At 65.0% G+C, this 13334-nt stretch carries 11 protein-coding genes; 3 read left to right on the top strand and 8 right to left on the bottom strand.

Annotated elements, in window-relative coordinates:
• The first annotated feature begins 69 nt into the window (after nucleotides 1-69).
• From C4Q26_RS03985 to C4Q26_RS03975, 3 genes are all read left to right on the top strand, one after another.
• On the top strand, nucleotides 70-360 hold the full coding sequence (locus C4Q26_RS03985; RefSeq protein ID WP_104882799.1) for a DUF5629 family protein: 291 nt from the start codon (nucleotides 70-72) through the stop codon (nucleotides 358-360).
• Nucleotides 326-1456, top strand: a complete 1131-nt coding sequence (locus C4Q26_RS03980; protein ID WP_027907514.1) for a lactonase family protein — start codon at nucleotides 326-328, stop codon at nucleotides 1454-1456. The genes C4Q26_RS03985 and C4Q26_RS03980 overlap by 35 nt, the downstream gene beginning before the upstream one ends.
• Before the next feature lie 123 nt (nucleotides 1457-1579).
• The gene (locus C4Q26_RS03975) at nucleotides 1580-1759 is read left to right on the top strand and encodes a hypothetical protein (protein WP_023379501.1); all 180 of its coding nucleotides are present in this window, start codon (nucleotides 1580-1582) and stop codon (nucleotides 1757-1759) included.
• Nucleotides 1760-1854: 95 nt separating this feature from the next.
• Here C4Q26_RS03975 and C4Q26_RS03970 read toward each other — a convergent pair whose 3' ends face one another.
• From C4Q26_RS03970 to C4Q26_RS03935, 8 genes are all read right to left on the bottom strand, one after another.
• Nucleotides 1855-2448 (bottom strand): glutathione S-transferase, encoded by a 594-nt coding sequence (locus C4Q26_RS03970; RefSeq protein WP_027907513.1) that lies wholly within the window; start codon nucleotides 2446-2448, stop codon nucleotides 1855-1857.
• On the bottom strand, nucleotides 2445-6089 hold the full coding sequence (locus C4Q26_RS03965) for an AAA family ATPase (RefSeq protein WP_104882798.1): 3645 nt from the start codon (nucleotides 6087-6089) through the stop codon (nucleotides 2445-2447). The genes C4Q26_RS03970 and C4Q26_RS03965 overlap by 4 nt, the downstream gene beginning before the upstream one ends.
• Entirely contained in the window at nucleotides 6086-7324 is a 1239-nt protein-coding gene (locus C4Q26_RS03960; RefSeq protein ID WP_023379504.1) for an exonuclease SbcCD subunit D C-terminal domain-containing protein, read from the bottom strand. Before C4Q26_RS03960 ends, C4Q26_RS03965 begins: the two co-directional genes overlap by 4 nt.
• Nucleotides 7325-7493: 169 nt before the next feature.
• Nucleotides 7494-9119 (bottom strand): BatD family protein, encoded by a 1626-nt coding sequence (locus tag C4Q26_RS03955; protein ID WP_023379506.1) that lies wholly within the window; start codon nucleotides 9117-9119, stop codon nucleotides 7494-7496.
• The gene (locus C4Q26_RS03950; RefSeq protein ID WP_104882797.1) at nucleotides 9116-10831 is read right to left on the bottom strand and encodes a tetratricopeptide repeat protein; all 1716 of its coding nucleotides are present in this window, start codon (nucleotides 10829-10831) and stop codon (nucleotides 9116-9118) included. The genes C4Q26_RS03955 and C4Q26_RS03950 overlap by 4 nt, the downstream gene beginning before the upstream one ends.
• On the bottom strand, nucleotides 10828-11904 hold the full coding sequence (locus C4Q26_RS03945; protein ID WP_023379508.1) for a VWA domain-containing protein: 1077 nt from the start codon (nucleotides 11902-11904) through the stop codon (nucleotides 10828-10830). Before C4Q26_RS03945 ends, C4Q26_RS03950 begins: the two co-directional genes overlap by 4 nt.
• Nucleotides 11897-12391, bottom strand: coding sequence for a DUF4381 domain-containing protein (locus C4Q26_RS03940; protein WP_023379509.1), 495 nt, complete (start codon nucleotides 12389-12391; stop codon nucleotides 11897-11899). Before C4Q26_RS03940 ends, C4Q26_RS03945 begins: the two co-directional genes overlap by 8 nt.
• Nucleotides 12388-13332, bottom strand: coding sequence for a DUF58 domain-containing protein (locus C4Q26_RS03935; protein ID WP_023379510.1), 945 nt, complete (start codon nucleotides 13330-13332; stop codon nucleotides 12388-12390). Before C4Q26_RS03935 ends, C4Q26_RS03940 begins: the two co-directional genes overlap by 4 nt.
• Nucleotides 13333-13334 lie beyond the last annotated feature (2 nt).

Below are 13334 nucleotides of genomic sequence, written 5' to 3'. Positions count from 1 at the left end.
ACCCGGGGGTAGGAACCGGCTTGCCGGCGATCAGGCTATAATGCCGCCTCATTTCCAATGGGTACCCCCATGTCTTCCCTCGCCAACGCTCTCCAGTCTTGCGACATGCTCCTGATCGACGGTCTGCACGCCTTCGATTTCACCTTCGACGCCACTGGCCTCACCGTCGAGTGCATGGACGGCCGTCAGATGCGCCGCTGGAGTTTCACCACCGAACAGGTCGCCGCCGCTGTGGGCTCAGGCGATCAGTGGCAGCTCAACGATGACCAGGGCGAGCATCGTCTAGTCTGTATGAGTGCCTTTCGTGCCTCGGATGAAGACGAAGATGAATCGGACCTGGAAGAGCCTGCTGGTCGCTAGTTGCATGAGCGTTCTGATCGACGCCCACGCCGAGACCTTGTTGGTGGGCAGCTATACCGATGGCGTCAGCCAAGGCATCTACCGTTATCACTTCGACAGCAAGCGCGGTCACATCGACCCCACTCCCTTGCAGGTGGTCGATAGCGTAAGTCCTTCGTGGCTGGTGCTGTCGGCCGATCACCGGCAGTTGTTCGCGGTCAACGAAACCGCGCAAGGCACCGTCAGCAGCTTCAGTCTCAGCAGCAAGGGTGTGATCAAGCCTCTGAACCAGGTGCCGACGCAGGGTGATGAACCCACCCACGCCAGCCTCAGCCATGACCAGCGTTACCTGTTCGTCGCCAACTACGCGGTCGCAGCCGATCCAGGCGGCAGCCTGGTGGTGGTGCCCGTCGCCAAGGACGGCAAGCTCAAGCCAGTGGTGCAGCAGGCCAGGCACAAAGCCAGTGGCGTCAATCCCGAACGCCAGGCCGGTGCGCATGTACATGCACTGGTACTGTCGCCGGATGGGCGGCACCTGTACGCCTGCGACCTGGGCGCCGACAAGGTGTTCATCTATCGCTACGACGGTGCCAGCCCGACGCATCCGCTGAGCCCGGCGATTCCCGCCTCGGTGGCGTTGCCGCCGGGTAGCGGGCCTAGACATCTGCTGTTCGATGCCAAGGGACGTCATGCCTACCTGACGCTGGAAATGAGCGCAGAAGTGGTCATGTTCGATGTGCAGGATGGTGCGCTGCTGGAGCGACAGCGCTTGCCGCTGACCGAGCGCCAGGAGCCCGAGGCGAAAGCGGCCGGTGGGTTGCATCTGTCGGCCGACGGGCGCTTTCTGTACGTGAGCAACCGAGGCGCGGCCAACGAGATCGTGGCGTTCAGCGTGGCCAAGGACGACGGCCAGTTGAGGTTCTTGCAACGGCGCTCGGTCGAAGGCGACCATCCCCGTGAATTCGCTCTGGATCCAAGCGACAACTTCGTGCTGGTGGCCAATCAGAAGAGCAATCAGATCGTGGTGATGCGCCGCGACCCACGTAGCGGGATGATCGGCGAGACCTTGCAAAAACTGCCACAGGATGCGCCTTCGGACCTGAAGTTTGTCGAGTAACTATCAACCGGCGTGATATTCGCTACTGCCGCAATGAATTTCTGCAGGCGGCTTCAGCGGCGTAAGTTTGACCCAAGGCCCAAACGGGCCAACGTCAAACCACCGCAGTCGAGGTCAGCCCAGATGAACTTCAATCTCTTCCCGGTCATTGCCGCATCCGCCATTTCCGCCTCCGTGGTACTGCCGGCGCATGCCCATGCCGACAGCCGCGCCAAGGCGTCGGCCACCCACAGCTATACCGAGCAGTACCTGCGCCAAAGTGCGCATTTTCATGCGGCACTGAGTGGTAAGCATGCCCATTGAGCATCTGCATTGACCCTATCGCCGGCAAGCCTGCTTCTACTGGGGCCCCCGCCGTATCTGTAGGAGCCGGCTTGCCGGCGATAGGGCCAATAAGCTCAACGGGCCATCACCGCCTTGAACAGGTCCGATGCCAGCCACCCCTCTAGCCAGCTCCGCACTCGCGGATAAGCCGCCTCGGCGAACCACTGAGGTTCGACCCCGGCAAACTGGCGCATCAAGGGTAGTAATGCGGCATCGGCCAGGCTGGGATGGTCGGCGAGCAGGTAGGGGCGTGCTTGCAGCAACTGTTCAAGCTCCGCCAGCCAAGGTTCGGCTTGCTGGCGGTAATGCTGGCGCGAGTGCTGCGGGTGACGCTCGGCGTACTTGTATAGATTGACCTGCGCCTTGAATTCTCGGTCGTTGCGCTCGATCAGCCCTTCGGCCTGCCGGGCTGCCGCGGGGTCGCCCCGCAGTTGCCAATCCTGTGGGTCATGCTGTTGCAACGCCCAGCGCATGATGTCCAGGCTTTCCTCCAGCACTGCACTACCCGTATCGAGCACCGGGACCGTGCCTTTGGGCGACAGGGCCAGCAGCTCGGCCGGCTTGTCCTTCATCGCCACTTCACAGACCTGTACGTCGCAGCCGGCGTAGCGCAGGGCCAAACGCGCGCGCATGGCCCAGGGGCAGCGTCGGAACGAGTAGAGAATCACCCGCACACCTCGACATCGCTCAGGCCGTTGCCCTGGCGACGCACCTGGATCTGCACCGGAATGCGCTCATGCATCTCTTGTACGTGCGAGATCACCGCCACTTTGCGCCCTTGGGCCTGCAAGCCATCGAGGGCATCCATGGCCAGTTGCAGCGACTCGGGGTCCAGGCTGCCAAAGCCTTCGTCGATGAACAGCGACTCGATGCGCAGTGTGCTCGACGCCATCGACGCCAGCCCAAGTGCAAGGGCCAGCGACACCAGGAAGGTTTCGCCACCGGACAACGAGTGCACTGAACGCAGCTCGTCACCCATCTCGGTGTCCATCACCAGCAGGCCCAGTGCACTGCCGCCGCGCTTGAGGCGGTAGCGGCGCGCCAGTTGGCGCAGTTGCGCGTTGGCATGGTGCAGCAGCAGGTCGAGGTTGTAGCCCTGGGCGATCTTGCGGAACACGTCACCCGATGCCGAACCTATCAACGCATTGAGCCGCGCCCAGCGCTGCCATTGCTGGTAGGCCTGCTCGATTTCGCCGGCCAGTGCCTGGTGTGCCTGCTGGCGACGTTGATCATCGGCTTGCTGGGCGCGCAGTTCGGCGCATTGTTGTTCAAAGCTGGTCAGATGCTCGCGAAGTTGGGCCAGGGCCTGGTCCAGCTCTTCGGCTGATGCATCGACCGTGGTGTGCGCCGAGTGCTGCTGCAGGCGTTGCTCGCGTTCCTGAAGTACCACGCGGCCCTGTTCGATGGCCTTTTCCGCACCTTGCAGTTGCTGGCGAAGCTCGATCACCTGCGCATCATCCAGCGCCAGCAGGCGGTCGAGACCTGCATCGTCCAGTTCAGGGTGCTCGGCGCGCCACTGGGCGATCTCACCCCGCAATTGCTGATGCTCTTGTTCGAGTGCCTGGCGGCGGGCCTCGTTGGCCTTCAGTTCGCCTGCCAACTGTAAGGCTTGCGTGCGTGCATCCTGCAGATGCTGCGCGGTCTGGGCTTCGAGCGCGCGGGCCTGCTCCAGTTGCTGCTCAAGAGACTGTTGCCAGGCTTCGGCGCTTGGGTGCACCCCCAACAGCTCAGTCAGTGCGGCGCGAGCCTTGTCCATCTGCTCGGCCAGGCCATCGATTTGCTGTTGCAGCTCTTGCTGGCGTTGCACACGAGTCTGCTGCTGGTCACGCAACCGTTCCAGTTGCTGCAGCCGCTGCTGCTGTTCCTGCTGCTCGTCCTTTTGGTGCTCCAGCTGCTGCAGGCGCTGGGCAATCTGCTGGTCGAGGCTGAGGAAGGCATGCGCCGGTTCGTCGCGCAGGGCTTGGAGAATGTCGGCTGGCAGTAGGCTGGCGAAGTCCGCCAGGGCCTGCTCCAGGCGCTGTTGATCCGCATCTAGCGCCTGGTGTTGCTGGTCCAGGCGCTGCTGTGCCTGCTGCTGTGCTTCGCCGGCGGCTTGCAGTTGCTGATTGAGGCGAGCGGCTTCTTTCTGTACCGCGAGCAGGGTGGCCTGACGACTCTCGTCCCGGCTGATCTCCTGCTCCAGGCGACGCAGCTGGCCATCCAGCCAGGCACCACGGGCCGCTGGGTCATGGGCGCTGAGCGCCGCCCAGAGGGCATGAGCGGCCAGTTGTTCGGCCAACGGCTGCAATTGTTCGCTCAACTGCCCGTGCTGATGCTGGTATTCCTTGATCTGGCCGTTGACCACACCGACCTGGGTGCGCAGCTCGATCAGGCGGGCATTGAGCTGTTCGACCAATGCGACTGCCGCCGCTTCCTCGGCCTGATCGTGTCGGCCGAGGCTATGCAGCAGTGCTTCGGGCTGATGGAACGGGTGCTCGGCACTGCCACACACCGGGCAAGGTTCGCCATCACGCAGTTGGCCACGCAGCTCCTCGACGCTGGTGTTGCGTGCCAGGCGCTGCCGTTCGAGCAACTGGCGGGTCAGGGTCAAGGCTTGTTCGGCGTTTTCCAGCTCGGTCTTGGCGGCGGTGCCTTCGCCGATCAGTTGCTGGCGTTGTTGCAGGGCCTGTTGCTGGCGCTCGCGCAGCGAAGCGATGCCTTGCTGCAGTTCTTGCTCGCGGGTGTGCAGGCGCGACAATTCTTCCACGGCGCGTTGCTGCTTACGGTTTTCCTGCAGCATGCCGCCCAGCAGGTCGAGCTGCTCGGCCAGCGCCTGGGGTTCTGCGCCAGCCTCGCGGAACAGCACCTCGAAGGCGTCGCGCTGTGCTTGCAGCTGGGCATTGGCCTGGCTGGCCTGGGCTTGCAAGCCAGGCAGCTCCTCGCGGCCTTGGCTGAGGCGGTTGCCGATCTGCAGCAGCTGTTGCAGTTGCGGGCGGTAGGCCTGCCAGGCGTTGCTCAGCGTGTGCAGCGAAGCGCTCTCTGCCAGGGCGGCGTCGATCCGTGCCAGTTGCTCCTGGCTTCGTTGCTGCTGCTCATCGAGTTGCTGCACCTGTTGCTGCAACGCGCCGGCGGCCAGGTCGGCCTGCTGGCGCGTTTCGCGCAGCTTGCCCAGCTCTTGCGCCAGACGGGCGAGGGTGTCTTGCTCGGCGAAAGCCTGACGCAGGCGTGGGGCGTTTTCGCTCTGATTGCCTTGGGCTTGGCTCAACGCCTGACGTGAAGTTTCCAGCGCCTGCTCAAGTTCGGTGCAGCGGGTGTTCAGATCGTTGTGCTGGCGCTGCTGCTCGCTGAGGGTGGTGGCCAGCGGTGCCAGTGCCGCCTGCAGCGTCTGCTGGCGATGGAACTGGTGGCGCTGCGGCGCCAGGCGTTCCAGGCGCTGCAGGTCGATGCGTTGTCCGGACAGCTGCTCCCACGCCAGTGCTGCATCCTTGAGCGCCTGCGCAGCCTCGTTGTGCTGGGCCTGCAGCTGCTGTTGTTCGACAAGCCAGGCCCGTTGTTGCTCCAGTTGTCGTTCGCGGGCCTGGTCGGCCTTGAACTGCTGCTGGGCCTGCTCCAGGCGTTGGTCAAGCTCGGCACGGGCTTCGCTGGCCATGGGCAGCAAATGGCTGGCGCGGTCTTTCAAGGCACTGTGGGCTTCGCTGGTTTCCCGCGCCTTGCTGAACGCGCGTTGGCCAAGGCGGGTGTAGATGGCGGTGTTGGTGAGCTTTTCCAGCAGCTCGCTGCGTTCTTTGTCGTCGGCCTTGAGGAAGGCGCCGAACTCACTCTGGGCCAACATCACTGCGCGGGTGAACTGTTCGAAGTTCAAGCCCAGGCGTGCTTCGATCAGTTGCTTGTACTCGTTCTTGCCGCTGCCCAGGAGTTGTTCGCTGTCCAGGTCGTACAGGCTCTGGCGGCTGTTCTGCAGCTTGCCGTTGGCCTTGTCGCGGGCGCGGTTCGCTTCCCAGCGCGCCCGGTAGCGGTGGCCATCGATGCCCAGGAAGTCGACTTCGGCAAAGCCGCTACCCGTGCCGCGGCGCAACAGGTTGCGCGGGTCTGAGGTGGGGATTTCGCCGTCGGCGTCTGGCACCTTGGCTTCACGGCCGATGTCTTCGAGCCGTGGCACGCTGCCGAACAGGGCCAGGCATAGCGCGTCCAGCAAGGTGCTCTTGCCGGCGCCAGTAGGGCCAGTGATGGCGAACAGGCCGGCGCTGGCCAGCGGCTCGGCGGTGAAGTCGATGTCGATCGGACCGGCCAGGGACGCCAGGTTCTTGAGGCGAATGGCGAGAATTTTCATGGCAGTTCCTCTTCGAGCTGTACGTCCTGCAGCAACAGGGCGAAGTCGGACAGGGCCTGCTCGTCCACCGGGCTGCCGTAGGCCTGCTCCCAGGCGCGGCTGAACAGGTCTTGCGGCGTCATCTGCGCCAGTTCCACGAAGGCCTGGTCATCGTCCTGCTGTTCGCCACGGCCGGCGTATTCGGCGCTGATGCGCACCAGGCGCACGGCCTTGCCATGCAGGGCCTGCTCGATTTGCTGGCGCAGGTCGGGCTGCGGTTCGTCCAGGCGTACGCGCACTTCCAGCCAGGGCTGGCGGTTGGGGTCTTCGAGCAAGTCGATCATCGGCAAGTCGGCGAGCTGCTGGAGCACTTCACCCAGCGGCGCGGGGCCCAGGCGCTGCAGTGCCACGGCGCGCGGCACCGGGCGCGCTTCGACGCTGATCAGCTCGGTGCCTTCCAGCTCCACCTCCAGTACCTGGTGGGGGTAGTTGATCTCGGCGAACGACAGCGGTATCGGCGAGCCGCTGTAGCGGATGCGGTTCTCGCGGTTGACCTTCTGCGGCTTGTGCAGGTGGCCCAGGGCGACGTAGCTGATGGCTTTGTCGAAGAGCTTGGCCGGCAAGGCTTCGGCATTACCGATGATCAGGCTCCGCTCGGAGTCTTCCGAGACTGAGCCGCCGGCCATGTGTGCATGGCTGATGGCAATCAGCGCCTGGTCTTTCTTGCGTTTTTGCTGCGCTGCGCCGATCAGTTGCTGGTGTACCTGGTGGATACCTTGCAGGTAATCGTCACCCAGCTGCGGGCCAGTGACTTCCGCCGGACGCAGGAAGGGCAGGGCCAGGCACCAAGCGCAGACCTTGCCGCGGGCGTTGGTGAGCGGAATGAGCAGGCGCTCGGCATCCAACTGGCCTTCGTCGAGCCAGTGCACGCGGCCCAGGGCATGGGTGCGCAGGCGCCGCATCAGCGCGGCGGGCAGTTCGATCCGCGAGCCGGAATCGTGGTTGCCGGCGATCATCACGATGTCCAGCTTCGGCAGCTGTTCATGGGCCTGGACGATGAAGTCGTAAAGGCGCTCCTGGGCTTTGACCGGTGGGTTGACCGTGTCGAAGATATCGCCAGCGATCAGCAGCGCATCGGGTTGGCGCAGCCGTAGTTGGCCCAGCAGCCAGTCGAGGAAGCAGGCGTGTTCGAAGTCGCGTTCCTGGCCGTGCAGGCTTTGGCCCAGGTGCCAGTCGGAGGTGTGAAACAGACGCATGGATGACCTGTTGGTGTCGAGTCGGGCAAGCGAGGGAAAGGGCGGTATGGTAACCCAAGCAGGGGGGCGTGGTGTTTGTCGTGAGGTGTTCCGTGTCGGTTGGATCGAGCCCCGCGCGCGGCGCTCGATCTCCAGGACGCCGCGCACTGAAGGCGGGCACCCCAGCCCCTCACTTGGGATACAGTGGCGGCAGGCTTCCTGTTTCTCCAGCGGGTGGCAACACCTGTTCGGCCGGCGGAATGGTGCCGATGGCGCGCCACAATTCATCGCCATGCCAATACTGTCCGCTTTCGCTGTAGAGAGCCCCGTTCAGGCTGTCCAGTGCATCGGACAAGGGCACGAACCGAGCGGCCATGTCGGCCAGGGTTTCCGGTTGCTGGCGTGCCCAGGCATCGAGCGCCTGGCGCGTGGCCTGCGGGTCGTTGGCCTGGCAGGCTCGCTTGATGTCGTCCATCAAGGTGCGTGGGCTCGGACCATTCTGCGCCGCACGCAACACCGCTGGTTGGGAGCGTGCCCGCCACCAGAGGGCGAAGCCCAGTACCGTGGTGAGGGCCAGTATCAAGGTGGCCAGCTGCCAGGGCCAGAGCAGCGTGCTGCCGCTGCGGGTGTCGCCCACCGGTGTTTCGGCGCTCAGTGCCGGGTTGTCCTGCACATCGAGGTTGCGAGCGGGCAGGCTTGAGTGCTCTAGATGGTCTTCGCGGGTGTTCCACCAAGTGACCTCCAGCGCCGGCAGTGCCAGCTGGCCGCTGTGGATTGGGACCAGTGCCTCGCGTTCCTCGCGGTTGGCGGTCATGCCACGTTCGTTGATTTCATTACGCAGCAACGGTTGGTCGGGATAGCGACGCAGGCCGGTGATTTCAGTGGCTGGTAGTGGCGGCAACTGAGTGCTTGAGAGGCCCTCGGCGCGTAGGGTGATGTTACGGGTCAGCGAGTCGCCGATCTGCACCTTCTGTTGCGCAGGGTCAGGGTTCCAGTGTTCTTCCAGGCTCAGGCTGCGGGCGGGCAGCCAAGGCGTATCGGCAGGCCAGGCGGTGGGAATAGGGCGCACGTTCAAGCGCAGCGGCAGCGAGCTGACCTGCAGCTGGCGGCCGACCCGTGCGCTACCAGCCGGTTGCTGGCCATTGTCGGCGGCGGTGGCGGTGAAGGTCAGCGGTGGAATGTCCACGGTGCCGCTTTGCTGCGGGTACAGAGCGTAACGGGTTTCGATCACGCCATGACGAATGCCGTTGATGTCCTTCTCGTAGGTGCGCGACTCACCCAGTTGCTCGACCTTGGCGCTCTCCAGTTGCAGGGGGCTCAAGCTGCTGTCGTCGTACAGCGATACCGAGTGATAGATGCGCACGGTCAGCACGGCCTGCGCCTGGACGTAGACATCGCTGCTGTCGAGGCTGGCTTCGACGAATACCTGGGCCGCGCTGTCCGTCCGGCTGGCGTCGGCCTGCACCACCTGAAGCTCGATGGTCTGACTACGTGATTGGCCCAGTTGCAGTTCGGGGATGACCAGGCTGCCGCTGCGGCGTGGCAGCAGTGTGATGATCCAGCGGGTGCTGGCACGGGTTTCGCCGTCGAGGGTGTGCAGGCTGTTCAACTGGCGCGTGCCACGCACTTCGAAATCGCCCTCCAGCGCACGCAGGTCAGGCTTGCCGAACTGGGTCACATCCTGGCTTTCAAGGGTCAGTTCCAGGGTTTCGCCGGCTTCCAGGCGAGTGCGGTCGACGCTGGCCTGCAGGCTGGGTTGGGCCTGGGCCACCAGGGCCCACAGCAGACAAAGGAGAAAGACGCCGAAGCGACTCATCGTGGATTTTCCTGATGCAATTGCTGTTCATACCAGAATTTGCGCCGCAGCAGTTCCGCCGGGTTGTCGGGGATCTCTCGCAGCCATTGTTCCAGGGCCTGGCGTTGCTCTGCGTCAAGGCTGGTCGACACCGGGCGTTGCGGCGCCTGGGTAACGCTGTCGTCGTCACCGCCCTGGGTGTTGGGTGGTGTCTGACCGTTCTGACTACTCTCGCCGGGTGCCTCGGCGGCCTGTTCGCTGTTGCCGGGTGTGCCCTGGGCCGGGTTGCTGGCCGAGCTACTGTTGCCCTCGGTGTCGCTGCCGGGAGTGCCTTGGGCATCGTTGTCGGCTTGTGGTTCCTCGCCCTTGGCTTCGCGTTGCAGCAGCAGTTGCTGGACCAGCGCCTGGTTGTCCAGCGCCGCTTTGAGGTCGGGCTGTCGCTCCAGGGCTTGCTCGTAGGCATCCAGGGCAGCTTCCAGCTCGCAGCTACGGGCCAGGGCATTGCCTCGATTGTAGTGGGCCGCGGCAGTGTTGCTCTGTGCGAAGGCCTGGGCGGCGCCCGCGAAGTCGCCGGCCTGGTAGAGCGCCATGCCACGCCACTGTGGGTCCTGGAAGTGATGCGCGGCCTCGGCCGGGCGGTTTTGTTCGAGCAGGCGTTGACCTTGCTGGTCGGGGCGCAGCCACAGGTCGTTGAACTCGAAGGCCTGGCTGGGCTGCGGCACGGCCAGCAGCAGTGGCAGGCAGAACAGCCAGCCGCGCCGGCCGGCACAGGCTGCCAACAGCAACAGTGGGAGCAACAGCCAGTAACCCTGGTCGGCCCAACTGTCCAGTTGCACGCTTTGACCGTCGTTGCGCAGGGCGCGGGGGTTGTCGAACAAGCCCAGGCCACGCAGGTCCAGATCGTCGATGCGGGCGTGGCGATAGCGCCCGCCGGTACTGCTGATGAAGGCCTTGAGGCTGGCGCTGTCCAGGCGCGGCAGCAGGATGCCGCCCTGATCGTCCTTGAGGAACTCGCCATTGGCCTGGCGCACCGGTGCGCCTTGACTGCTGCCGATGCCCAGCATCAGCAGGCTCGGCCCCTGACGGCCCAAGGCATGAATGATGCCCTGGCGTTCCTGTTCGCTAAGCGCCGAGCCAATCAGCAACAGCCGACCCTGGCCCAGGCCACTTTGAGCCAGCAGCGACAGGCCTTTTTGTACGGCCAGGTCGGCACGCTGGCCTGCCTGCGGCATGATCGACGGGTCGATGGCTTCGAGCAGGTTGCGTGTCGTGCCCAGGTCGTCGGATAGCGGGACCAGCGTGTGCGCGCTGCCGGCGTAGACGACGAGGGCGGTCTGGCTGTCGCGACGGTGTTCGAGCAGGTCGAGCACTTTGCGCCGGGCGTGTTCCAGGCGGTTGGGCGGGCTGTCTTCGGCAAGCATCTGCGGAGTCAGTTCGAGCAGGATCACCAATGGGTCGGCGGGGCGCTGGCGGGTTTCTTCCACGCGCTGCCAGCTGGGCCCGAGCAAGGCCAGCACCACCAGGAACCAGGCCAGCCCCAAGGCCACCCATGGCAGTTTGCTGGTGCTGCCAGTGCCGCCCCCTAGCAGCACTGGATGGAAAGCGGGCGGCAAGATCATCTGCCAGCGCCCGGCGCGTTTGCGTCGGTGCCACAGTTTGAAGATCAGCCAGCCGAGTAGCGGCAGTACCAGCAGCCAGAGGGGGCGCAGCCATTGTGGCCAAAGGTCGATCATCGCCGTCTCCTCAGGCGCAGGCGCTTCAGGCGTTGGCGCCATTCCGGGTGAGGCTGCAGGAACCGAGGCTTGCGCAGCAGGCGCTGCAGTCGGTTGTCCGGCCATTGCACGGCAACCACCAGCAGTACGCTCAGCAACAACGCAAGGGCCAGCGGCCAGGCGTACAAGTCTTTGGCCGTGCGTGCCTGGGTCGGTTGCTGGGCCACGGGCTCCAGTTGATCGAGGGTGTCGCCGATGGCGTCCAGTTCGGCGCCGTCGTGGGCACGGAAGTAGGTGCCGTGAGTGATCTCGGCAATCTCCTTCAGCGAGGCCTCGTCCAGGTCCAGGCTCGGGTTCAGGCCGAGCAGGCCAGGGGTTCCGCTGGCCTCGGGGTTCGCGCCGATACCGATGGTGTAGATGCGTACGCCCTCCTGGGCTGCCAAGCGTGCCGCGGTCAATGGGTGGATCTGCCCGCCGTTGTTGGCACCGTCGGTGATCAGCACCAGGACCCGGCTCTGCGCCGGACGCTCGCGCAGGCGTTTGACCGCCAGGCCAATGGCGTCGCCGATGGCTGTGTTCTTGCCGGCGATGCCGATTTGCGCTTCGTCGAGGAAAGTACGCACCGTGCGCCGATCGAAGGTGAGGGGGGCCTGCAGGTAGGCCTGGCTGCCGAACAGGATCAAGCCGACCCGGTCACCCTCGCGGTCCTGAAGGAAGTCGCCAAGCAGTGCCTTGACCAGGTCCAGGCGGCTGATGTCCTCGTCCTTCCATTGCATGTCGGGGAAGTCCATGGAGCCGGAGACATCCACGGCCACCAGCAGGTCACGACCACTGGCCGCCACCGGCACCGGGTCGCCAAGCCATTGTGGGCGCGCGGCGGCGAACAGTAGCAGGAGCCAGATCACGACATAGGGCGCCTGTTGCCGCCAGGTTGGCAGGTTCAGGCGCGCCCGGCGCCCGGCCAGTCCTTCCAGTTCATCGAGAAAGCCCACCTTCAGCACCGGCTCGCCGCTGTCGGCGGCGGGCAGCAGCAGACGCGCCAACCACGGCAACGGCAGCAGCGTGAAGATCCACGGCCAGGCCAGCTCAAACATGCTTGCGGATCCAGGTTTCGACCGCCTGGCTGAGCCCGGCGATGGCTTTGTCGTCGAGCTTGCACTCGGGTTTGTAGGCGCCTTCGACTAGCACCATCCAGCGGGTAAGGCCTGCGGCTGGGCAGCGGTTGTCGAGGAAAGCCAGCCATTGGCGCCCGTTGAGGGTATGGCTATTGGCGCCGGGGTAGTGGTTGCGGCACAAACGTTTGAGCAGGGCATTGATCTGTTGTAGCCAGGCACCTGCGGGGGCGCCGTCGTAGGGGCGCGGCAGGCGAGCCAGTTCGGCCAGGGCCTCGACACGCACCGGGTCGAGTGGTTGTTCGGCGCGCACGATGGGACGCTTGCCGGGGCGCCAGCGGCGCAGGCGCCAAATGGCCCACGCGAGCAGCGGCAGTATCGCGAGCAACAACCACCAGCCTGGCGCGGGCGGCCACACGCCGATCGCCTGCGGCGCGATCAAAGGCTGCAGTTGGTCCAACGGGTTCATTTGCCGCTCCCAGGGCGCTGAGCATTCAGGTACTCGCGCAACTGTTCGATCATTTCGCTCTGAGTGCTCAGCGGCATCATCAGGACGCGCAATTTTTGCGTCATGAGCTCCCAACGCTCGACTCGGGCTTCGGCTTGCTGTCGGTAGGCCTGGCGCAGGTTGGCGTCGAGGGTGTCGAGTTCCAGCTGCGCGCTGCGCTGGGCGAAGCGCAGGAGCCCGGCGGCGGGCAGGGCGTGGTCGAGCGGATCGGACACTGGAAGCAGCAGCAGGTCGCAATGGCGCGAAAGCATGGCCAGGTGCTGTTCGGCCTGGTCGGTCAGCGAGCGTTCGTCGCAGATGACGATGGCTAGGCTACCGGGACGCAGCACCTCGCGGGCCCGGCGCAGGGCAAGGCCGAGGTTGTCGGCCTGGGGCACGGCTTCGGTGTGCAGGGACTGGTTGACCTTGGCCAGACGGTTGAGCAGTTGCAGCAGGCTTTGCTTGCTGCGTCGGGGTTTGACTTCGTGGTGTTCGTTGTCACCGAACACCAGCCCACCGATGCGGTCGTTATGGCCCAACGCGGCCCAGCCGAACAACGCCGCGGCCTGGGCGGCCAAGACCGATTTGAACATCAGCCCCGAGCCGAAGAACAGCCGCTGGCTTTGTTCGACGAGGATGAAGATTGGCCGTTCGCGTTCTTCATGGAAGAGTTTGGTGTGTGGCTCCTGCGTGCGTGCGGTGACGCGCCAGTCGATGTTGCGCACGTCGTCGCCGGCCTGGTACACGCGCACCTGGTCGAAGTCCACCCCGCGCCCACGCAGTTTGGAGTGGTGCAGGCCGACCAGTGGGCTGCGCTGGCCGGGGCGCGAGAACAGCTGGATCTCGCGTACTCGGTGGCGCATGTCGATCAGCTCGGCTAGGCCAATGCGGATGCCGGGCTCGGCCAGCTGAGTGGTGGGCATGG

Origin of the sequence: Pseudomonas sp. SWI44 (assembly GCF_002947915.1) — a bacterium.
GTDB classification, from domain to species: domain Bacteria; phylum Pseudomonadota; class Gammaproteobacteria; order Pseudomonadales; family Pseudomonadaceae; genus Aquipseudomonas; species Aquipseudomonas taiwanensis.
The sequence above is the reverse complement of the archived record's forward strand: the minus strand, read 5'-3'. Positions and strand labels throughout refer to the sequence as shown.

Bases quoted from the DNA above. Each gene is read 5' to 3' on its own strand.
- C4Q26_RS03960 (WP_023379504.1), bottom strand. From the start codon at position 7,324: ATGCGTCTGTTTCACACCTCCGACTGGCACCTGGGCCAAAGCCTGCAC.
- C4Q26_RS03935 (WP_023379510.1), bottom strand. From the start codon at position 13,332: ATGCCCACCACTCAGCTGGCCGAGCCCGGCATCCGCATTGGCCTAGCC.
- C4Q26_RS03985 (WP_104882799.1), top strand. From the start codon at position 70: ATGTCTTCCCTCGCCAACGCTCTCCAGTCTTGCGACATGCTCCTGATC.
- C4Q26_RS03955 (WP_023379506.1), bottom strand. From the start codon at position 9,119: ATGAGTCGCTTCGGCGTCTTTCTCCTTTGTCTGCTGTGGGCCCTGGTG.
- C4Q26_RS03965 (WP_104882798.1), bottom strand. From the start codon at position 6,089: ATGAAAATTCTCGCCATTCGCCTCAAGAACCTGGCGTCCCTGGCCGGT.
- C4Q26_RS03940 (WP_023379509.1), bottom strand. From the start codon at position 12,391: ATGAACCCGTTGGACCAACTGCAGCCTTTGATCGCGCCGCAGGCGATC.
- C4Q26_RS03950 (WP_104882797.1), bottom strand. From the start codon at position 10,831: ATGATCGACCTTTGGCCACAATGGCTGCGCCCCCTCTGGCTGCTGGTA.
- C4Q26_RS03980 (WP_027907514.1), top strand. From the start codon at position 326: ATGAATCGGACCTGGAAGAGCCTGCTGGTCGCTAGTTGCATGAGCGTT.
- C4Q26_RS03945 (WP_023379508.1), bottom strand. From the start codon at position 11,904: ATGTTTGAGCTGGCCTGGCCGTGGATCTTCACGCTGCTGCCGTTGCCG.
- C4Q26_RS03975 (WP_023379501.1), top strand. From the start codon at position 1,580: ATGAACTTCAATCTCTTCCCGGTCATTGCCGCATCCGCCATTTCCGCC.